Raw genomic sequence first — 20,228 nt, forward strand, 5'->3', positions numbered from 1 at the left:
GCGTGCCTTGACAAACCCGACCGGCGGCTGAAGGGAAGGCTGGGATGAGGGGCGGGGGAGGTCTGGTGACGTCGTTGGCCAGCTTGCGCTCCCGGCCGCCGGCCGGACAAGGCCTGTGGACAGCGCCTGCGGAGGCCGCCGGTTTTGTCGGTGCCCTCCGCTAGCGTGGAAATCGGGGGCTGCTCAGCTCGGTCCCGCACGAACCTTGCCTCCTGCAGGAAGTGCCCCGCCCCTGCGATCACCGGGTGGTCCGACGGCCGGACCGACGTGAGCGGCCCGGCACCCGCCGCGGTCAGCCCGAATTGGCCAAGTGGGCCAAGGCCACCCGCAGCAGCTGCCGGGCCTCCGGCGGCAGCCCCGCCAGCTTCCGCTCCTCCACCTCGCGGATCGCGGCCCGGACCGCCGCGTGCCGGCGGGTTCCCTCCGGTGTCAGGCGGACCACCCGGGCGCGGCGGTCGGCCGGGTCCGGGTCGCGGGCCACCAGGCCCTCCGCTTCGAGCGCGTCGAGCAGGGCGATCAAACGGGTCTTGTCGTAGCGGATCTGCTGGGCCAGCACCAGCTGGCTCGGCGCCGCTCCGGCGGCCAGCGCCGACAGCACGACGTACTGCCACATCGAGAGACCGTGCCGCTCCAGCACCGGCCGCTCGGCCTCGGCCAGGACGCGGCCCGCCCCGGCGCAGAGGGCTCCGAGATCGTCGTCCTCGTTCACCCGCAGAATTTTACGCGTGGACAGATCGTACGCAGCTGCGTATCGTTTTCCGTATGACACGCATGAGCTCCACGACACCGGGACGGGCCGAAACCCGCACCATCTCCGTCGCCGCCCCGCCCGCGCGGGTCGTCGAATACCTGGCCGATCCGCGGCACTTCCCCGAGTGGGCGCCGGGGTTCGCCAGCGCGGTCGACCACGACCACGACGACATCTGGCGCGTCCAGACCGAAGGCGGCCCGCAGCGGGTGGCCGTGCGGGTCGCGGCCGACCACGGCGTCGTCGACGTCGTCAGCGCCGATGCCCCGCACCTCGGCCTGTTCACCCGTGTGGTGCCGAACCTGACCGGCGCCGAGCTGATCTTCAGCCTGTTCTTCCCCGACGGCACCGACCCGGCGGCGGTCGACGCGCAGATGGTGGTCGTCGGGGAAGAACTGCGGGCTGTGCGCGATCGCGTCGAGTCCGGACGCTAGCCCGCCGCGCAGAGGACGCCGTTGAGGGTGAACGCCGCCGGCAGGATGTTCGGCCCGCTGTAGTCGGCCGTGAACCCGACGTCCACCCCCGCCGCCGGCGGGGCCGACGACGAGACCGTCACCGTCGTGCCGTTCTGGGCCCAGGTGCCGCTCCAGCCGCCGGTGAGCCGCTGCCGCGCGGTCGGCCAGCCGAACGTCAGGGTCCAGTCCCCCACCACACCGGTGCCGGTGACGTGGATGGCGCCGACGAAGCCGCTCGCCCAGTCGGTGGTGTCGGTCAGCCGGACCGTGCAGCTGCTCGCCGCCGGCGCGCCGGTCGTGAACGTCAACGGCGGGGAGGCCGCGGACACGTTCCCGGCCGTGTCCCGCGCCAGCACGTTGACCGTGTACCGGCTGCCCGGCACGAGGTTCGCGACGTCGAGCGACGTCCCGGTCGTCTCGCCCCACTGCTCGCTCACCGCGCCCACCTGGCGGTAGACCTCGTACTTCGCGATCGGGTGGGCGCCGGGCGCGGCCGCGGGCCAGCTGATCTTCGCGGTCCGGTCGGTCGCCGTGCCGGCCGGCTGCCCGGGTGTGCCGGGCCCGCCGGCCCCGGCGGCCGCCGGGTGCAGCACCACGGTGGTGAGCGAATACGGCGGCAACGTCTGGGCTGTGCTCGTGCCGGTCGTGGCGCTGCTGATCGCCGTCGCGCCGTTGGTGAAGGTGAACACCTGCGGCGCGGCGGCCGCCGGGGTATAGCCCGCGTAGTCCAGCGTCACCGCCCTGGCCTGGTCGGGGTCCTTGTTGAGCAGCAGCACGGCGAGGTCGCCGTTCGGCCGACGGACGGCGTGCGCGCCGACGAGCGGGTCGTCCGCGGCGGCCCGGACGTACTGGTCACCCGGGCGCGCGAAGGTGCTCAGCATCTTCAACCCGTAGTAGGGCGCGAACGGGGTGTTGAGCGCGGGCTCGCAGGCGCCGTCCTCGAGGCAGGTCGCGCTGGAGAGCAGGCCGGAGTCGCCGTAGTCCGGATAACCGGCCACAGTGGACAGTTTCGTCCCGCCGTTGTGCGTGTCCCACCAGTCGACGGTGAACACGCCGTTCTCCAGCAGCGAGCTGTAGGTGTCGGCGGCGAACAGGGCGCCGGGCTGGGTGTCCATGCCGACCGGCGTGTTGGTTTCGGTCATCGAGATGCCGATCCGGCCGGAGTTCGCGCCCGCGTACCGCGTGATCTGCTCGCGCGCCAGGTAGATCATGTCGGTGATCTGCTCCGGCTTGGTGAGGGCTTCCGCCGCCGTCGAGCCGCTCGGGTACCAGTGCAGGATGACGAAGTCGATGTGCGGGCCCGCGATCGAGAGCACGGTCTGGTTCCAGGTGGCCGTGTCCCCGGCGCCGACGATGCCGTCCGGCCAGTTCGCCGGGGTCGTCAGCACGGCCCCGATCTTGACGCCCGGGTCGGCGGCCTTCATCGCGTCGGCGTAGGCGACCACGCCGTCGGCGTAGGCGGTGGGGCTCTTGTCCGCGTGGTTGTCGGCTTCCCAGTTCGCCCCGTAGTGCCCGTTCCCGTAGAGCTCGTTGCCGATTTCCCAGTACTTGACGCCGTAACCCTTGGTCACGTTGGCGTACCGCACCCAGTCCGCGGCTTCCGCCGGCGTGCCGGTGCCGTAGTTGGCGATGACGATCGGCTGCGCCCCGGCTCTGCGCACACCGCCCATGAAGGTGTCGAAATCGGTGTTCGGCGCCACGTACCCGCCCGGCGCGGTGTTGTCCTTCCAGTGGTAGATGTCGCCGTAGGAACCACCGGGGTACCGCATGGTGCGGACACCGGCGGCGCCGAACAGGTCGGCCACCTGGTCGGTGCCCAGCTGGCTGTCCCAGACCGCGTGGTTGATGCCGATCCCGGTGTCCGGCACGGTGGCCAGCCCGGCTCGGGCGTTGACGGTGACGGTCGCCGTGGGCGTGGTCGCCGCCCCGGCGCTACCGGCCGCCGGCACCGCCGCGGCAAGCACGGCGATCACCGGCCACGCTGCCCAGCGCAGACGTCGAGCTGTCATGAAGTCCATCCTCACTTCGTCGGGCACGAACGGATGACTGGGAGCGCTCTCAGGAGAGAACCACCGGGGAAGCCCGAAGTCAACGGAAGTCGCGGGAGGGCCCGGTCCGCATCGACGGCACCACACCACAGCCCCGGGTCGCGATCGACTCATTCGAAACTCCGAGAGCCGGCCCACCGACCCGCACGCCCCTCGATCGACGCGGGAGTCATCGATGCGACCCGAAGCCCAAGCCCGATGTAGGTCTCAGGACGCGTGACATCTCCTCAGCCACGTTGAGGGTTTACACGTCGGCTCCGCCGTTCGGGGCACATGGGTTGATCCCCACGCCGGTCTGAGCCGTGGCGCGTGATACTGGACCGATGCGTCACCATTTCGGCTTGCCGGAACCGGACTTCGCCAACACTGTGGCCGGCGATGTGCAAGGAACCGTGGTACAGGCGCACACGGTCCACGGTGGGCTGCATACCCACCATCACCCGGTCCGGTCCGCGGTCACACTGCCGCACCGGATCGGAGTCGTGCCGCCACGAACCCGGTTCTTCCAGAACCGCTCGGCGCTCCAAGTGCTTACGTCGCCGTCCGAGTACGAGAACGGCGTGGCTGTGACTGCAGCCGGTGTGCCACAGATCCGTGTGTTGTCCGGGCTGGGTGGGGTGGGCAAGACCCAGCTCGCCGTGAACTACGCCGAGCAGTTGTGGTCCGCGAATGAGATCGAGCTACTGGTCTGGGTGACCGCCGGGTCGGTAGACGCCATCGTGTCGGGCTATGCCCGCGCGGCCGCAGCCTTGACCGGAGTCGACGACTCAGATCCGAAACACAGTGCGGTGCGTTTTCTCGAGTGGCTGGCCAGCACGCCCGTGCGCTGGCTGGTGGTGCTCGACGATCTCCAGAGCCAAGCTGACCTGGCTGGTTTGTGGCCACCAATCACACAATCCGGTCTCGTCGTGGTGACCACCCGGCGCGCGGACGCGGCACTGCGCGGCACCGGGCGGCAACTGATCAAGGTCGGCGAGTTCGCACCGCCCGAAGCCCAGGCTTACCTTGAGGCGTTGCTGGCCGAGCAGCCGGGGTTGGCGGATGACGAATCCGCCTTGTTGACGCAGGACCTCGGGTATCTGCCGTTGGCGCTCGCACAGGCGGGTGCGTACATGTGCGATCGGGATCTGACCTGCTCTCGATACCGGGCCCGACTGGCCGACCGGCAACGTAGCTTGGATTCGCTGTTTCCCGACCGTGATGGGTTGCCGGACGACCACCGGGCTACGGTGGCGGCGACTTGGTCGTTGTCGATCGAGCAAGCCGACCGGCTGGCACCGGCGGGCGTGGCGCGTCCACTGCTGGAAATCGCCAGCGTGCTGGATGCCAACGGCATCCCCGCTGAGGTGTTCACCGCACCCCCGGTGCTGGACTTGCTCAGCACGCGTGCCGGGCGGCCAATCGACGAAAATGACGCGTGGGACGGGCTGGGATGCCTGCGACGGCTGAGCCTGATCACATGGGAACCGAGGGCAGCGTCGCGAGCCGTGCAGGCACACGGGTTGGTGCAGCGTGCCACCCAGGACAGCCTGTCTGTCGACAGCATCGTGTCGGTGACTTTCACGGCCGCGGACGCGCTGGTCCAGATATGGCCAGAGGTCGAGCGTGACACCGTGCTGAGCCAGGTTCTAAGGGCCAACACCGACGCGCTCGACGTAGCCGTTGGCGAGCATTTGTGGGGCTCGGGATACCACCCAGTCCTGCTTCGGGCAGGGACCAGTCTGGGCGCAACAGGACAGTTCAAAGAGGCAATGACATACTTCGGCGCGCACCGTGACGCCGCCGCCCGCCATATGGCCATCGACCATCCTGACGTTCTGACCATCGGCCACAACCTCGCTCGCTGGCGTGGTGAGGCGGGCGATGCGGCCGGAGCCGTTGCCGTATTCCAGGATGTACTTGTGGACCGACTGCGGGTTCTCGGCCCCGACCACCCTGACACCTTACGTACCCGCCACAACCTTGCGTGGTGGCTTGGTGAGGCTGGCGATGCGGCCGCAGCTGTCGCCGCGTTCGAAGACGTGCTTGCGGACCGGCTGCGAGTTCTCGGCCCCGACCACCCCTGCACCCTGATTACTCGCAACAACCTCGCGTTCTGGCGTGGCCGGGCCGGCGACCCGGCAGGAGCGGTAGTTGCTTTCGACCAACTACTCAGCGATCAACTTCGACTCCTTGTTACCGATCATCCTCATTTCCTGACCACGCGTCACAACCTCGCCCGTTGGCGTGGCGAAGCCGGCGACCCCGCAGGGGCAGCAGCCGCGTTCGACGAGCTACTCGCTGATGACCTGCGTGTCCTTGGGCCTGACCATCCAAGTGTCTTCAAGGCTCGCCACAACCTCGCCTTCTGGCGTGGCAAAGCCGGCGACCCGGCAGGTGCGGCAGCTGCGTTCGAGAACCTGCTCGCCGATCAACTGCGGGTACTCGGACCCGACCACCCACATACCCTGAAGGTCCGCAAACAACTTGCACGCTGGCATATGGATGCGAAGCCAGGTGTTGCTGCGGAACTGCCATCGCCGGAAGCGGAGACCGACACCCGATACAGTTATGATTGCGCACATGTACCAGACGCCTGAAGGTACACTAGTGCCACGATCTTTGGAAAAATGCCATTGATTTCGGCACCGTAAAAGCCCGAATACCCGGAGCCCGAAGTCAACGGAAGTCGCGGGAGGGCCCCGTCCGCATCGAGAGATCGAGGTTTTCGATGCGGTCCGCGACGAGCGTGACGACGCCTTCGGCGGCCTGCACCTGCCCGCGGACGAGCAGGGCGGCGCTCGTGCGGGCGACCAGCCGCTGCCGCTGCCAGAGGCCCGGCGAGACGAGGACGTTGGCCATGCCCGTCTCGTCTTCGAGGTTGAGGAACGTGATCCCGCCGGCCGTCGCGGGGCGCTGGCGGTGGGTGACCGCGCCGCCGACCCACACGCGCGTTCCGTCCTCCGTCCGCATGAGCTCGGCGACGGTGATCGCGCCGCGGCGGTCCAGGAGCGAGCGCAGGTACTCCACCGGGTGGCTGTCCGGGGAGACGCTCGTGGCCCACAGGTCCGCCGCCGTCACCTCCAGGCGGGTCATCCCCGGCAGCGCGGGCGCGTCGAGGCCCGGGGCGAGGCCGGGCAGGTGCCCGGGCCGGGTCGCCGCGGCCGCGCCGGCGGCCCACAGGTCCTGACGCCGGTCACCGCCGAAACCGCTGAACGCGCCCGCCGTCGCCAGGGCCTCGGCGACGTTCTTCTTCAGCGGCACCCGGCGGGTCAGGTCGCCGATGCTCGTGTACGGGCCGTGCGCATCCCGTTCGGCGACGAGGAGATCGGCGACGTCGTCGCCGAGGTGGCGGACCGCGGCGAGGCCGAGCCGGAGCGCGACGCCGCCGGTGCTGCCGGCGTCCGGTTCGAGGGTGGCGCCGGCGAGGCTGGCGTTGATGTCGGGCTCGCGGATGTGCACGCCGTGCCGGCGGGCGTCGGCGACCAGGGACTGCGGGCTGTAGAAGCCCATCGGCTGGGCGCGCAGCAGCCCGGCGCAGAACGCGGCCGGGTAGTAGTGCTTGAACCACGCCGACGCGTACACCAGCAGCGCGAAGGACATCGAGTGCGCTTCGGGGAAGCCGTACCCGGAAAAGGCGTGGATCTGCTCGAAGATCCGGGTGGCCAGTTCCCGGTCGAGTCCGTTCGCGGCGCAGCCGGCGAAGAACCGCGCCATCAAGGCCTTCATCTTCGCACTGGACCGCTTGGCGCCCATGGCGCGCCGCAGCTGGTCGGCCTCGGCGGCGGTGAACGAGGCGACGTCGACCGCCATCTGCATCACCTGCTCCTGGAACAGCGGCACCCCGAGGGTGCGGTCCAGGGACGCGGCCAGCAGCGGGTGCGCGTGTTCCCACTCCTCGTCACCGCGGCGACGGCGGATGTAGGGGTGCACCGAGCCGCCCTGGATCGGGCCGGGGCGGATGAGGGCGACTTCGACGACGAGGTCGTAGAACTTCCGGGGCCGCAACCGCGGCAACGTCGCCAGCTGGGCGCGCGATTCCACCTGGAACACACCGACGGCGTCCGCCGCGCAGAGCATGTCGTACACCGCCGGGTCGGCGAGGTCCAGCTTCCCGATGTCCACAGTGGACGAATGGTGGTCGGCGACGAGGTCGATCATGTGGTGCAGCGCCGAAAGCATGCCGAGGCCGAGCAGGTCGAACTTGACCAGCCCGACGGCGGCGCAGTCGTCCTTGTCCCACTGCAGGACGCTGCGGTCCTTCATGGACGCCCACTCGACCGGGACCACTTCGGACACCGGCTGCTTCGAGAGCACCATGCCGCCGGAGTGGATGCCGAGGTGGCGCGGGAAGTCCTCGATCCGCGCCGCCAGGTCGAGGACGTCGTCCGGGATCGCCCCGGCCGCCTGCTGCTTCGTGGCGGCGACCCCGCCCCAGCGATCGACGAGCTTGCCGTAGGCGTCCTGCTGCCCGGGGCTGTGGCCGAGCGCCTTCGCGGCGTCGCGGATCGCCGAGGGTGCCCGGTAGGTGATGACGTTGGCGACCTGGGCGGCGTGGAACCGGCCGTGCTTTTCGTAGACGTACTGGATGGCTTCCTCGCGGCGGCCGGACTCGATGTCGACGTCGATGTCCGGCGGCCCGTCCCGCTCCGGCGCGAGGAACCGTTCGAACAGCAGGTTCCACTTCACCGGGTCGGCGTGGCAGATCTCCAGCGCGTAGCAGACCGCGGAGTTCGCGGCCGATCCGCGGCCCTGGCAGAGGATGCCGGCTTCCCGGCAGAACCGGACGATGTCCCAGACGACGAGGAAGTAGCCGGGGAAACCGAGCTTCTCGATGACGGCGAGTTCGTGGTCGAGCTGGGCGTAGGCCTTCGGGTTGTCGTCCCGCGGCCCGTAGCGCTTCGCCGCGCCCTGCCGGGTCAGCTCGGTCAGGAACGACATCTCGTCGTGCCCGGCCGGGACGGGGAACGGCGGCAGGTCCGGCGCGACCAGCTGCAGGTCGAACGCCACTTCGACGCCCAGGACGGCGGCCCGGCCGACGGCGCCCGGGTAGCGGCGTTCGAAGCGGCGCCGCTGCTCCATCCCGGACCGCAGGAACGCCTGCCCCGACGGCGGCCGCCAGCCTTCGAGGTCCTCGGCCGACCGCCGGGCCCGGACCGCGGCGACCGCGTCCGCCACGACGGCGTCTTCGGGACGGGCGTAGTGCACGTTGCCGGACACGACCGTCGGCAGCCGGAGGTCCTTGGCCAGCGCGGCGAGGAGGTCGTTGGCGGCGTCGTCGCGGGGCTGCCGGTGGTCGATCAGCTCGACGGCGACGTGCGAGCGCCCGAACCGGTCCACGAGCCGCGCGAGCTCGGCGTGCGCGGCGGCCGGGCCGCGCTCGGCCAGCGCCCGCCGCACCCCGCCCTTGCGGCAGCCGGTGAGCACGACGACGTGCCCGGCCAGCTCTTCGGCCAGCTCGTCGAAGTCGTAGACGGGCCGCCCCTTTTCCCCGCCGGCGAGCTGGGCGCGGGAGATGACGCGGCACAGCCGGTGGTAACCGGTCTGCTGCCGGGCGATCACGAGCAGGTGCGACCCGGCCGGATCGGGCGCCCCGGCCTGCGGCGCGGGCAGCCCGAGCGAGAGTTCGGCCCCGAAGCCGACCCGCACCCCGAGCTCCCGCGCGGCGTCGTTGAACCGCACGGCACCGTACATGCCGTCGTGGTCGGTGAGCACGAGCGCGTCGAGCTCGAGCCGCGCGGCCTCCTCGACGAGGGTCTCGGGGTGGCTGGCGCCGTCGAGGAAGCTGAAGTTGGAGTGGACGTGCAGCTCGGCGTAGGGCGCGCGGATCCGGTCCCCGCCGTCGTCCCGCCCGCGCCGGTTCCGGAGGTCTTCGGGCGCGCCGGCATAGCCTTCGCGTTTGCGCGACCACGCCGGGGCGTCGTTGCCGTCCCCGGGAACGGGCGGCCGCCCGGAGGCGATCCGCTCCACTTCGGACCACGGCACGCTCGGATTGTTGAACGCCAACACCAGCTCCCACCACGTTCGCTGTGGGGAAGCCAGCGACTACTGTTCGAACACACGATCGACTACTGTGGACCGATCCTGCGACGCGCACGCCGCCGATGTCAACCGGGACCGGCCACAAGCGACAGTCGTCACCCCAGCCGTGCGGCGCGGGTCAGCAGGTGGCGCCGTTCGGGTTCGCTGGTGGTGCGCCGGGCCGCCGCTCGGTAGCCGGCGCGCGCCGCCTCGTGGTCGCCGGCCAGCTCCAGCAGGTGGGCCCGCACGGACAGAAGGTGGTGGGAGGCGGAGAGGCGTTCGTCGGCGGAGAGGGCGTCGAGCAGGGCGAGTGCGGCCGCGGGTCCGTGGACCTCGGCCACCGCCACCGCCCGGTTGAGCGTCACCGCCGGGTTGGGCGCCACGCGCTCCAGCACCGTGTAGAGGGCGAGGATCTGCCGCCAGTCGGTGGCTCCGGCGGTGGGTGCCTCGTCGTGGACGGCGGCGATCGCGGCCTGGAGCTGGTACGGGCCGATCGGGCCGCTCGACAGGGCCCCGGTCACGAGGGCCACGCCCTCGGCGATGGCCCCGGTGTCCCAGAGCGTCCGGTCCTGCTCGCTCAGCGGCACGAGCGACCCGTCCGGGGCGGTGCGGGCCGGGCGGCGGGCGTCCGTCAGCAGCAGCAGGGCCAGGAGCCCGGCCACCTCGCCGTCGCCGGGGACGAGCCGGTGCAGCTCGCGGGCCAGCCGGATGGCCTCGGCCGTCAGCTCGGCCCGCACCAGCCGCGCCCCCGACGTGGCCGTGTAGCCCTCGTTGAAGACGAGGTAGACGACGTGGAGCACGACGCCGAGCCGCGCCGCCTGCTCGGCGGGCGGCGGCAGTTCGAAGCCGGCTCCGGCCGCCTTGATGCGGTGCTTGGCCCGGCTGATGCGCTGGGCCATGGTCGCCTCGGGCACGAGGAAGGCCCGGGCGATCTCGGCGGTCGACAGGCCGCCGACGGCCCGCAGGGTCAGCGCGACCTGCGACGACGGCGTCAGCGCCGGGTGGCAGCACAGGAACAGCAACGTGAGGGTGTCGTCACCGGCTTCGGCCTCGCCGCCGGCGGGAGGAGGCGTGCGGAGGGCATCGGCCTCCTCCCGCCGGCGGCGGGCGGCGTCGCTGCGCACCTGGTCGGCGAGGCGGCGCGACGCCACCGTCACCAGCCAGGCCCGCGGGTTCTCCGGCCACCCCGCCACCGGCCATTGGGCCGCGGCCGCCGCCAGCGCTTCCTGGACGGCGTCCTCGCAGGCGTCGAACGGGCCGTAGCGGCGCACCAGCACGCCGAGCACCTCCGGGACCAGCCGCCGGACGGCCTGCCAGCCGGTCACGGCCCGACGTTCGCCTCGTGCATCAGCGGCCGCACCTCGACCCCCCAGTAGCGCGCCGACGGGGCGCGGGCCGCGATCTCCAAGGCCCGGTCCAGGCCGTCGCAGTCGACGATCATGAAGCTGCCCAGGAACTCCTTGGCTTCGGCGTAGGGACCGTCGGTCACCACCGGGGTCCCGCCGGTGACCCGGACCATCTTGGTGTTCTCCTCGTCGGCGACGCCGTAGGCGCCGACCAGCTCGCCCGACTCGAACAGCTCCTGGTTGAGCGCGTCGGTCTCGCGGATGAGCTCGGCGAGCGCCTCCGCGCCGATCGAGGTGAAGGCTTCCTCGTTGCCGTAGATCAGCAGCATGTACTTCATGGCGCGGTCCTCTCTCACTGCCCGGTCTTGGCCGGTCCGACCAGGTCGCCGCTGGCCCCGCGGTCGTCCAGCACCAGTTTCGACCGCCCGGTGACGGTATAGCGGAGGTGGGTGACGCCGGGCGCGTCGACGACCCGGGCCGGGACCAGCTCGATGCCGTCGTCCGGGCCGAGGCCGAGCCCGGGGCCGAACAGGCGCTGGCCCTCGCCCAGCAGCACCGGCGCGATGTGCAGCTCAAGCTGGTCGAGCAACCCGGCGGCGAGCACCTGGCGCAGGAGCTCCCCGCCACCGGCCACCGCCACGTCCTTGCCACCGGCGGCGGCCCGGGCCAGCTCGACGGCCCGCTCGGGTCCTTCGGTGACGAAGGTGAAGGAGGTGCCACCCTGGCGTTCGAGGACCTCCCGGGGCCGGTGGGTGACGACGAACACCGGGGCGCGGAACGGCGGCTCGTCGCCCCAGGGGACCTCACCGGCGTCGAACATGCGCCGGCCCATGACGTAGGCCCCGGCCGCGGCGAACGTCTCCTCGACGATCCGCGAGTCGATCGACTGCTCACCGCCGGCGAAGCCCTGCCGCTCGCGCCAGGCCATGGCGTCGACGGCCCAGCGGGTGACCCGGAAGAAGCCGGGCGCTTCGGGCCCCCGCATCCAGCCACGCATGTCCTGGTTGCCCTGCGGGTCCCGCGGGCCGGTGTAAAAGCCGTCGAGGGACACCGACATCTGGGCGGTCACCTTGGTCATCGTTCGTGCTCCACTCGTGGGGGCGGCCTCGTTCGGCCGCCGATACCCCCAGTCGGAGCCGATCGCGCGTTCTCGACACGTGCCGGGGAAAAAATCCGGGAAGTGCCGCCGGTCCATTCCGAACCGAGCGCTCAGTCGTAGCAGCCTTCGACCGTCCACCGTGGATCATCCCCGACGGTGACCCGGAGCAGGAGCGCGATGTCGCCGTCTTCCGCGGTGTCGCCCTCCAGCACCACCTGGACGCGGGCGAGGGGCCGCTCGCCGCGGCGGCCGGGCAGGGCCGGGTGCACGACCCACGGGCCCGCCGAGCCGATGACGCGGCGCGGCGGTCCCCCGGCGACGGCGACCGTCGACGGCGGGTAGCCGAGTTCGCCGCGCGTGGTGCAGCGGACGACGTCGCCGACCGCGTCGAGCACCTCGGCCGGCACCGGGCGGGGCGGCACCACCGTCGGCGAGGGCGCGGGGAGCCGTCCCGGCCACGGCCGGTCCGCGGCCAGCGGCCGGCGCGGCTCGCCCCACGGGATTAGCCGGACGCGTTCGGCCGGGCCGCGGCCGCCGTCCAGCAGCGGGGTGACGACCGCGTCCGGACCCAGCAAGCCCTGGATGCGGACCAGGGCGCGGCCGGCGCGTTCGGCGGCGTCGGCGTCACGGCCCACCGAGCCGAGCTGCAGCTGCAGTGCTTGGCCGCCGACGACCTCTTCGGGGTCGAGGCGCAGCCGGACGATGCCGGCGGTGGGCCGGTCCCGCGCGGTGAGCCAGCCTTCGCACTGCCACCGCACGCGATCGGCCGTCGACCGGGCGGTGAGGGGCTCGGCGCAGCGCCAGACGCGTACGCGTTCTTCGCCGGCTTCGGTGACGGCGACGATGGCCAGGCGCGTGCAGGCGAGGCCGTGGTTCGCGAGCCCGGCGAAGAAGCGCTCGCCGAGGGTTTTCGCGACGAAGGCGGCTTCGTCGATTCTCCGCAGGGGTTCGTCGAAGGTTTCGGTGACCGCCAGGTCCGGCGGGAGGGCGCGGCGCAGCGGCGGGCGTTCGGAGAGGCCCCGCGCGAGGCGGTGGGCAGTGATGGCGTCCTTCGGGAAGCGGCCGGCGACATCGCGTTCGGTCAGCGCGCCGAACGCACCGAGGGTGCGCAGGCCGAGCCGCTTGAGCAGGTCGACGAGCTCCCCGCGGTCGTCACCGGGCTGGTTCAGCTCGGCGATCGAGAGCGGCGCGAGGAATTCGTGCGCCCGCCCACGCGGGACGAGCGCCGATCGGCGCGCGGCGAGGGTGGCGGCGAACAGCCCGTCGGCGATCCCGACCTGGCATTCGACCCCGGCCCGGGCGGCGACTTCGTCGATGAGCAGCTCGGCGAGGGCGGCCTCCCCGCCGAAGTACCCGGCGGCCCCGTCGACGGGCACGGCGACCAGCCCGGGCCGGACGACTTCGACCCCGACGGCCTGCGCTTCGACGGCGGCGGCCACGGGTTCGAACAGCCGCGCATCCCGATCGGGATCGTGCTGGTGCACCACGAGCCCGGGACACCGCGACTGCGCATCCCGGCGCCGCATCCCCCGCCCGACACCGTGGTGCCGCGCGGAAGCGGAGCAGGCCACGACGCGGTTGGCGGAGAAAACGGCGGCGGCAGAGGTGGGCGGGGTCCCGGCAGCAGCCCCGGCGGCGACGACCGGCCAGTCCGGGCACCACAGCACGAGCAACCGTGGCGCATCGCTCATCCGGCAACCAGCGCGACGAGCAACCTCGGTGCACCGCTCAGCCCGCGACCGGCCACCGACCCAGCCGACACGAGCGACCTCGGCACCGCGCTCGGGCAGCGAACCCGCCCACCACCGCACCGGCCACCGCCGCCGACCTCACCCGACCACCCACCGGCCGGCGCGCGCAGCCTGACCACCGCGCTCATCCCGCACCCGGACCAGCCGAAAACCCGGCCCAAAACCCCCGGCACCCACAACCACGCCGCCGAGGTCACCCGGCCACCTCGACCAGCCGCCGCCCGGGGAGACCGCCGCCGGCCAGCGCTCCTTCCGGGCCGGGTAGCAGCAACCCCACCGACGACGGCCGCGCCGCCGCGCCTCGGCCGCGGCTGGTCGCCACTACGTCGCGGGCGCGCAAATGGCCGTGGCCGTCTTGCGTCAAGCCGTGCCAGCGGCGGCCCGTCACCCTCAGCTCCAGGTCGGCTCCCGGCCAGGCGCCCGCCGTCAGCAGGACCGTTCCCCGGTTGCGGACCCGGCCCGCCAGCCGGCGGGCCGTCTGGTCCGACACCGGTGCCGGGCCGAGGACCACCAGGTCGAACCCGTCGACCAGCGCCGACAACACCGCCACCAGCTCCGCGCCCGGGTCCGGCACCAGCGCGAGGCGCTCCAGGTCGACGCCGAGTTCGGCGGCCGCGGCCAGGCCCAGCTCCGGCAGGCCGGTCACCGCCGCCCAGGAACCGTTGCGGGTGGCCGCCGCGAGCAGGGCCAGTACCAGCGATGTTCCTCCGCGCACCGCGATCGTGCTGCCGCGCCGCAGGCCGCCGCCGGGGAGCAGGCGGGCCAGCTCGGGCAGCACCGTCAGCAGCTCCCCCGGCCCCGCGTCCGGCTCACGCAGCTGCGCGGCCGTGCGCACCCCGGGGATGGCCGTGAGCGCCTCCGGCACCGCCACCGCCGCTCACCTCCAGCACCACGTACTCGTACCGGAGACACCCGCGTCAGGAAGCCACAGGCGAACCCAGAACAATCATCGAACACTTGTTCGCATAGTGCGAGACGAGCAGCCCCGCTGTCAAGCCGGGCGCGGCATCGGGGGGAGGACGCCGCTGACGTACCGCACGTCGCCGGTGCGCAGGTCGTCGTCCTCCAGCGGGGCGAGACCGTGGGCCGCGAGCAGCTCCCGGACGGTGCTCCCGGTCAGCTCCCAGCCGCGGGCGGCCAGGTAGGGCGCCGCTTCGTTGCGTTCACCGAAATAGCGCAGCTTGGCCATGTCCGTGTCGAAGCTGTGCTCGCGCCAGCGTCCGGAGAGCCGGTCCAGGCCGGCCTTCGTCCTGGCCTCGTCGCCCGGCCGCGGGTTGGGCCGGTTCTCGGTGGCCACCCGGCTGCCCGGCGCGCTGAGTTCGGTGATCGTGTCGAGCAGCCGGTCCTGCGCCTCGGGCGGCAGGTAGCCGAGCAGGCCTTCGGCGCTCCACGCGGTCGGCCGCGCCGGGTCGAAGCCGGCGGCGCGCAGGGCGGCGGGCCAGTCCTCGCGCAGGTCGGCCGCCACCACCCGCCGGTCGGCGGTGGGCTCGGCACCCAGCCCGGCCAGGGTGCGGGTCTTGAATTCGAGGACCTCCGCCCGGTCGACCTCGTACACGACGGTCCCGGCGGGCCACGGCAGCCGGTAAGCGCGCGAATCCAGGCCCGAGGCCAGGATCACGGCCTGCGGGAGACCCGCCGCGCGGAAGAACTCGTCGTAGAACTTCGTCCGCACCTTGGCGACGTCGATCCACACCGGCTCGACCAGGTCGCCGGGCGCCGCTTCGCCGCTCGCCAGCCGGGTGAGGAGGTCGACGCCGACCGCCCGGACGAGCGGTTCGGCGAACCGGTCGTCGATGAGCGCCGGATCCGCGCGGGTCGCCATCGCCCGCGCCGCGGCGGCCATCGTGGCGGTCGCGCCGACGCTGGAGGCCAGGTCCCAGGTGTCGCCGTCATGCCTGCTCGAAGCCATGCGTTCCCCCGTCTTCCGGTGGCCGCGGGCCGACCACCCGGCTCATGATCCACGCGTGCGTGCCGAGCTGCCGCCCGCGGGCGAACCCGAACTCTTCGAACAGTTCCGCGGTGGCGGTGAACAGGAACCTCCCCGGCGCGTCCCGGCCGGCGGTCACCTCGGAGACGGCCTCGACGAGCCCGCCGCCGGCCCGCGCGATCAGGTCGAGCGCGCCGGCCAAGGCCGCGCGGGCGATGCCGTGGCCCCGGTGCTTCCTGTCGACGAAGAAGCAGGTGATCCGCCAGTCCGGCCGCGGCGGCGCGTCCTGGTCGTAGGCACGCCGGTGCTTGATGCCGGGCAGCTCCTCGGGGCTGCCGTACTGGCACCACCCCTGCGCGACGCCGTCCTCGTCGAACACGAGCGCGGCGTGCGCGCCGCCCGTCCGGACCCGGTCTTCCTTGATCGTGCGGCGCACCGGGCCCCGCTGAGCGCGTTCCGGGTGGAACCCGAGGCACCAGCAGCCGCCGAAGACGCCGTTGTTGCGCTCGACGAGTTCCGCGAACGCGGCCCACGTCGAGGTGCCGAGGGGCCGGACGGTGTGCACCATCCACCGGATTTTGCCCGATCCGCCGTGCCGCTGCGGCGGTCACCGCCTTCGACCGGGCCGCCGCGCCGCCCGCGGTGCCCGACCTCGCTTCGCCGATCCCGGGCGCGCGGACCGTGCCCAACGCCCAGCACGCCTACCGGCAGGGAAAGCTGCTGGCCCGCAACATCATCGCGACGCTGCGCGGCCGGGAACCGAAGCCGTGCGTGCACCACAGCCTGGGCGCCATCGCGACGCTCGCCTTCATGGCGGCGGGCCGCACCGTCACCAGTGCGGCCCGCCCCATTCAAGATCAGCCCGCGAACGGGCTGGCGTCGATCGTGCAGACCTTCCCCGCCGCGGGGAAGGTCCCCGAGATCAGGTAGTCCCGCTTGACCTGCTCGGTGCACGTGCTCGGCACGTACATCGAGGAGTGCCCGTAGCCCTCGGTCACGAACACGCGCGCCCGCGCCAGTTCCGCGGCGCCGTCGCGGGCGCCGGGCAGCGGGGTGGACGGGTCGTAGCGGTTGTTCAGCACCAGGATCTCCGCCGACGTCGGGCGGTTCCACGGGCCCGTGTAGCGGTCGGTGTCCTTCGCCTTCCAGTACGCGCAGCTCATCATGTCCAGCACGGCGATCCGGCCGAAGTACGGCACGCGCTGGTCTTCCGACTCGGCGTAGCGGCTGTAGATCGCCGGGTCGGTGGGGACGTCGCTGTCGGAGCACTGGATGGCGTTGAACGCTTCGGTCCGGTTCGAAACGTACTGCTCGCCCTTGACAGCCGCCGAACGCAGAGCCGGCGTGGCCGGCGCGTCGTAGAGCCGCTGCAGCAGCGCGGCGATGTCCGCCCAGCCCCGCGAGTCGGACAGGTCGGCCGCCGCGTTGATGATGCCCGAGTAGGTCCACGTCTCGCCGTCGCTGACGATGGGGGCCTGCTTGGCGCGCGCCGTGAGCGCCGCCCACTTCGCCTTCGGGTCACCCGAGGAGAACGCGCACTTCGGGCCCGCTTCCGTGCACAGCCGCAGGAACTGCTCGAAGGTCTGCGCGATGCCGGTCGCGACGTCCTGGCGAGTGTCCAGCGGCACGCTCTTGCCGTTGCCGTTCTGCCCGGTCGAGTTGCCGGCGAAGTCCATCGTGCCGTCGAACACCATCGCCCGGATCCGGTTCGGGAACAGGTTCGCGTAGGTCGCGCCGAGCTGCGTTCCGTAGGAAATGCCGTGGTAGTTCAGCTTCGGGTCGCCGACCGCGCGGCGCAGCAACTCCAGGTCACGGGCGGTGTTGGCGGTGGAGACGTGCTCCAGGATCGGGCCCGCCTTCGCCGAGCAGCGGTCGGCGAGCTCCTTCGACTTGGCGTAGAAGGCCGCGTTGCCGCTCGGGTCGCCCGGCATCTCCGGGAACGACCCGAAGAAGTCCTGCTGCTCGGCCAGGGTGCCGAAGCACCGGACCGCCGTGCTGTTGGCGATCCCGCGCGGGTCCCACGAGACCAGGTCGAACCGCGCGCGCAGTTCGTCGGAGAACAGCCACGGCCACTTGCCGCGCTCCCGCAGCCGCTGCAGGCCGGACGCGCCGGGCCCGCCGAAGTTGACGAACAGCGTGCCGATCCGGTGCGCGGGATCGGTGGCGGGCAGCTTGATCAGCGCCAGGTCGATCTGCGTGCCGGCCGGCCGGTCGTAGTCCAGCGGCACGGATGCCTTGCCGCACTGGAATCCGTCCGCGCAGTCCGTCCAGCTCAGCTGCGGCGCCGGCACTGTGTCCACGGAGGCTGGTGCCGTGCCGATCGAGGCCGGTGCCGCGGACGCGACCGCCGGTCCCGCCGAGACGGCCATCGAGACACCGAGCGCGACGACGACGCCGCGCACGATGCCTCCCCCAGAAAGTCGACGCACGAAAAGTCCCTTCGGAGAGGAAAACGATCACTTCGCCTCCACAGACGCCGCATCGGCGGCGAGGTTGACTCCGGCGATCCAAAAGATCACTGGCCCCACCGGCAGCACTTAGCTATAGTGCTAGGTAACTAGATAAATGGAGTTGCCCATGATCGAGTTCAACCTGGACGCGAGGTCCGGCCTGTCGCCGTACCAGCAGCTGGTCCAGCAGGTGCGGCACGCGCTGCGCCTCGGCCTGTTGACCAAGGGGGACCAGCTCCCGAAGGTCAAGGACGTGGTCGCGAGCCTCGCGATCAACCCGAACACCGTGCTGAAGGCCTACCGCGAACTGGAGCACGACGGCCTGGTCTCGGCCCGTCCCGGCGTCGGCACGTTCGTGACGGCGACGTTGAACGGCGGAGCGTCCTTCGCCGTGCTCGGACCGCTGCGGAGCGACCTGCGCCGCTGGCTTTCCCAGGCTCGCAAGGCGGGTCTCGACGAGGAGAGCATCGAAGCCTTGTTGATGTCCACGTTTCGCGACTCCGCCAGAGAGGACATAGCGTGACTGTCCTGAAAGCCCAGGGACTGGGCAAGAAGTACGGGCGCAAGCAGGCGCTGACCGGCTGCACGCTGGAGATCGAAGCCGGCCACGTCACCGGGCTCGTCGGCCCCAACGGCGCCGGCAAGTCGACGCTGCTGAACATCGCGGCCGGCATGCTGGAGCCGACGAGCGGCACGATCGAGGTGTGCGGCGGGCTGCCGGGCAGCGGCCCGGAGCAGCTGGCCAAGGTCGGGTACGTCGCCCAGAACACTCCTGTCTACAGTGGACTGACCATCGAAGAGCACCTGCGGCTCGGCGCGCACCTCAACCCGGGCTGGGACACCTCGCTCGCCGAGAAGCGCATCGACCGGCTCGGGCTGGACCCGAAGCAGCCCGCCGGCAAGCTCTCCGGCGGCCAGCGCGCCCAGCTGGCGCTCACGATCGGCATCGCCAAGCGGCCCGAACTGCTGCTGCTCGACGAGCCGGTCGCGGCGCTGGACCCGCTGGCGCGCCGGGAGTTCCTGCAGGACCTCATGGAAGCCGTCGCCGAGCACGGGCTGTCCGTCGTGATGTCCTCGCACCTGGTCAACGACCTCGAGCGGGTCTGCGACCACCTCGTCGTGCTGGTGGACTCCCAGGTCCGGGTGATCGGCGAGGTGGAGACGCTGCTCGCCACGCACCACCGGCTCTCCGGGCCGCGCCGCGACGTCGAGACGCTGCCGGCGGACCAGCACGTCGTCTCGGCGAAGCACACCGACCGCCAGACCACCGTCCTCGTCCGCACCGAGGCACCGATCCTCGATCCCGCGTGGACGGTCGGGCAGCTCGGCCTGGAGGACCTGGTCCTCGAATACATGAGCAACCCCACCGCCGCCCGCCCCGCCCTGGAGGTCCTTCGATGACCTGGCTGACTTGGCGCCAGTTCCGCATGCCCGCACTGTCGGTGTTCGCCGGCCTGATCGCGATCGCCGTGGTGCTCGCGATCACCGGGCCGGACCTGGTCGGCCGCACCAACTTCTCCGACCAGGACACCCTCTTCACCGGCACGATCCTCGCGCTGTACCTGCTGCCCGCGGTGATCGGCGTCTTCTGGGGCGTCCCGATGATCACCCGCGAGCTGGAAAGCGGCACGCACAGCCTGGTGTGGAACCAGACCGTCACGCGCAAGCGGTGGCTCGCGACCAAGGTCGGGTTCGGGCTCCTCGCCGCGATGGTGGCGGCCGGGCTGCTCGGCTGGGCGGTGTCGTGGTGGGCGAGCCCGATCGACGCGCTTTCCGCCGTCCAGACCGACCGCGGCACGATGTCGCGCATGGCGCCGGTGGTGTTCGGGGCGCGCGGCATCGTCCCGATCGGCTACGCGGCCTTCGCCCTGGCGCTCGGGGTGGCGATCGGGATGCTGCTGCGGCGCACGGTGGCGGCGATGGCCGTCACGCTCGTCACGCTCGTCGCCGTGCTGCTCCTGGTGCCGAACTTCGTGCGGCCGTACCTGCTGCCGCCGCAGACGGAGACGATCGCGATCACCGGCGAGAACATCACGAACATCACCGGCGACGAAACCGGCGACATCCTGGAGATCGGCATGCGGCACCAGGCGGGTGCCTGGGTGCTGGCGAACGAGACCGTGGACCCGGCCGGGAACGTCGTCTCGCCGCTGCCGGACTTCGTGCAGACCTGCGTTCCGCGCCCCAGCCGCGATGCGGGCCCGCCGCCGCACGGCAGCCTCGAAGCGTGCATGGCCCAGCTGGGCACCCACGGCTACCAGCAGCGGCTGACCTACCAGCCCGGCTCCCGGTTCTGGCCGCTGCAGTGGCTCGAACTGGCGCTCTACCTCGCCCTGACCGCCCTGCTCACCTGGTTCTGCTTCCGCCGTCTCCGCCACCTGTCCTGACGAAATCCCGACTGGGG

Annotated in this window: 17 protein-coding genes; 6 read left to right on the forward strand and 11 right to left on the reverse strand. The window is 71.9% G+C overall.

The genetic code is table 11. The annotated features are described in order from the left end of the window. Positions 1-292: 292 nt before the first annotated feature. Positions 293-709: a MarR family winged helix-turn-helix transcriptional regulator gene (locus tag C2L58_RS30590; RefSeq protein WP_103341144.1), complete on the reverse strand. Its 417-nt coding sequence runs from the start codon at positions 707-709 to the stop codon at positions 293-295. Between the two features lie 53 nt (positions 710-762). Between C2L58_RS30590 and C2L58_RS30595 the strand changes: the two genes are divergently transcribed. Next, a complete protein-coding gene (locus C2L58_RS30595; RefSeq protein ID WP_233226033.1) occupies positions 763-1,182 on the forward strand; it encodes an SRPBCC family protein in 420 nt (139 codons plus the stop codon). On the opposite strand, the gene C2L58_RS30600 is transcribed toward C2L58_RS30595, so the two are convergent. After that, positions 1,179-3,212, reverse strand: coding sequence for a cellulose binding domain-containing protein (locus tag C2L58_RS30600; RefSeq protein WP_233226034.1), 2,034 nt, complete (start codon positions 3,210-3,212; stop codon positions 1,179-1,181). The genes C2L58_RS30595 and C2L58_RS30600 overlap by 4 nt on opposite strands. Before the next feature lie 362 nt (positions 3,213-3,574). On the opposite strand from C2L58_RS30600, the gene C2L58_RS30605 reads away from it, so the two are divergent. After that, positions 3,575-5,830 (forward strand): tetratricopeptide repeat protein, encoded by a 2,256-nt coding sequence (locus C2L58_RS30605; protein ID WP_103341147.1) that lies wholly within the window; start codon positions 3,575-3,577, stop codon positions 5,828-5,830. Positions 5,831-5,909: 79 nt separating this feature from the next. Here the strand turns inward: C2L58_RS30605 and C2L58_RS30610 are convergent, their stop codons facing one another. From C2L58_RS30610 to C2L58_RS30645, 8 genes are all read right to left on the reverse strand, one after another. Beyond that, complete coding sequence (locus C2L58_RS30610) at positions 5,910-9,236, reverse strand: error-prone DNA polymerase (protein ID WP_199191520.1); 3,327 nt, start codon at positions 9,234-9,236, stop codon at positions 5,910-5,912. A 131-nt stretch (positions 9,237-9,367) separates the two neighbouring features. Further along, the gene (locus C2L58_RS30615; RefSeq protein WP_103341149.1) at positions 9,368-10,576 is read right to left on the reverse strand and encodes an RNA polymerase sigma factor; all 1,209 of its coding nucleotides are present in this window, start codon (positions 10,574-10,576) and stop codon (positions 9,368-9,370) included. Then, entirely contained in the window at positions 10,573-10,935 is a 363-nt protein-coding gene (locus tag C2L58_RS30620; RefSeq protein ID WP_103341150.1) for a YciI family protein, read from the reverse strand. The genes C2L58_RS30615 and C2L58_RS30620 overlap by 4 nt, the downstream gene beginning before the upstream one ends. Positions 10,936-10,949: 14 nt before the next feature. Continuing rightward, positions 10,950-11,675, reverse strand: coding sequence for a dihydrofolate reductase family protein (locus C2L58_RS30625; protein WP_103341151.1), 726 nt, complete (start codon positions 11,673-11,675; stop codon positions 10,950-10,952). A gap of 131 nt (positions 11,676-11,806) precedes the next feature. Further along, positions 11,807-13,387, reverse strand: a complete 1,581-nt coding sequence (locus tag C2L58_RS30630) for a DNA polymerase Y family protein (protein ID WP_199191521.1) — start codon at positions 13,385-13,387, stop codon at positions 11,807-11,809. Positions 13,388-13,640: 253 nt separating this feature from the next. After that, positions 13,641-14,318 carry a hypothetical protein gene (locus tag C2L58_RS30635; protein ID WP_103341152.1) on the reverse strand — a complete coding sequence of 226 codons (678 nt, stop codon included), beginning with the start codon at positions 14,316-14,318 and terminating at the stop codon, positions 13,641-13,643. A gap of 120 nt (positions 14,319-14,438) precedes the next feature. Further along, a complete protein-coding gene (locus tag C2L58_RS30640; protein ID WP_103341153.1) occupies positions 14,439-15,356 on the reverse strand; it encodes an SAM-dependent methyltransferase in 918 nt (305 codons plus the stop codon). Continuing rightward, positions 15,337-15,942 (reverse strand): GNAT family N-acetyltransferase, encoded by a 606-nt coding sequence (locus tag C2L58_RS30645; RefSeq protein WP_103341154.1) that lies wholly within the window; start codon positions 15,940-15,942, stop codon positions 15,337-15,339. The genes C2L58_RS30640 and C2L58_RS30645 overlap by 20 nt, the downstream gene beginning before the upstream one ends. Before the next feature lie 74 nt (positions 15,943-16,016). Between C2L58_RS30645 and C2L58_RS49955 the strand changes: the two genes are divergently transcribed. Next, entirely contained in the window at positions 16,017-16,304 is a 288-nt protein-coding gene (locus tag C2L58_RS49955) for a hypothetical protein (protein ID WP_199191522.1), read from the forward strand. Here C2L58_RS49955 and C2L58_RS30655 read toward each other — a convergent pair. Next, on the reverse strand, positions 16,232-17,776 hold the full coding sequence (locus C2L58_RS30655) for an alpha/beta hydrolase (RefSeq protein WP_103341155.1): 1,545 nt from the start codon (positions 17,774-17,776) through the stop codon (positions 16,232-16,234). The genes C2L58_RS49955 and C2L58_RS30655 overlap by 73 nt on opposite strands. A 175-nt stretch (positions 17,777-17,951) precedes the next feature. On the opposite strand from C2L58_RS30655, the gene C2L58_RS30660 reads away from it, so the two are divergent. From C2L58_RS30660 to C2L58_RS30670, 3 genes are read left to right on the forward strand one after another with little or no spacing between them, the layout of a single operon-like run. After that, entirely contained in the window at positions 17,952-18,347 is a 396-nt protein-coding gene (locus C2L58_RS30660) for a GntR family transcriptional regulator (protein ID WP_199191523.1), read from the forward strand. Continuing rightward, on the forward strand, positions 18,344-19,225 hold the full coding sequence (locus tag C2L58_RS30665; RefSeq protein ID WP_103341157.1) for an ABC transporter ATP-binding protein: 882 nt from the start codon (positions 18,344-18,346) through the stop codon (positions 19,223-19,225). Before C2L58_RS30660 ends, C2L58_RS30665 begins: the two co-directional genes overlap by 4 nt. Beyond that, a complete protein-coding gene (locus C2L58_RS30670) occupies positions 19,222-20,211 on the forward strand; it encodes an ABC transporter permease subunit (RefSeq protein WP_103341158.1) in 990 nt (329 codons plus the stop codon). Before C2L58_RS30665 ends, C2L58_RS30670 begins: the two co-directional genes overlap by 4 nt. Positions 20,212-20,228 lie beyond the last annotated feature (17 nt).

This window comes from Amycolatopsis sp. CA-126428 (genome assembly GCF_002904335.1).
In the GTDB taxonomy this organism is placed as follows: Bacteria; Actinomycetota; Actinomycetes; order Mycobacteriales; family Pseudonocardiaceae; genus Amycolatopsis.

Bases quoted from the DNA above. Each gene is read 5' to 3' on its own strand.
- C2L58_RS30645 (WP_103341154.1), bottom strand. From the start codon at position 15,942: ATGGTGCACACCGTCCGGCCCCTCGGCACCTCGACGTGGGCCGCGTTC.
- C2L58_RS30630 (WP_199191521.1), bottom strand. From the start codon at position 13,387: ATGAGCGATGCGCCACGGTTGCTCGTGCTGTGGTGCCCGGACTGGCCG.
- C2L58_RS30625 (WP_103341151.1), bottom strand. From the start codon at position 11,675: ATGACCAAGGTGACCGCCCAGATGTCGGTGTCCCTCGACGGCTTTTAC.
- C2L58_RS30670 (WP_103341158.1), top strand. From the start codon at position 19,222: ATGACCTGGCTGACTTGGCGCCAGTTCCGCATGCCCGCACTGTCGGTG.
- C2L58_RS30600 (WP_233226034.1), bottom strand. From the start codon at position 3,212: ATGACAGCTCGACGTCTGCGCTGGGCAGCGTGGCCGGTGATCGCCGTG.
- C2L58_RS30640 (WP_103341153.1), bottom strand. From the start codon at position 15,356: ATGGCTTCGAGCAGGCATGACGGCGACACCTGGGACCTGGCCTCCAGC.
- C2L58_RS30595 (WP_233226033.1), top strand. From the start codon at position 763: ATGACACGCATGAGCTCCACGACACCGGGACGGGCCGAAACCCGCACC.
- C2L58_RS30605 (WP_103341147.1), top strand. From the start codon at position 3,575: ATGCGTCACCATTTCGGCTTGCCGGAACCGGACTTCGCCAACACTGTG.
- C2L58_RS30620 (WP_103341150.1), bottom strand. From the start codon at position 10,935: ATGAAGTACATGCTGCTGATCTACGGCAACGAGGAAGCCTTCACCTCG.
- C2L58_RS30660 (WP_199191523.1), top strand. From the start codon at position 17,952: ATGATCGAGTTCAACCTGGACGCGAGGTCCGGCCTGTCGCCGTACCAG.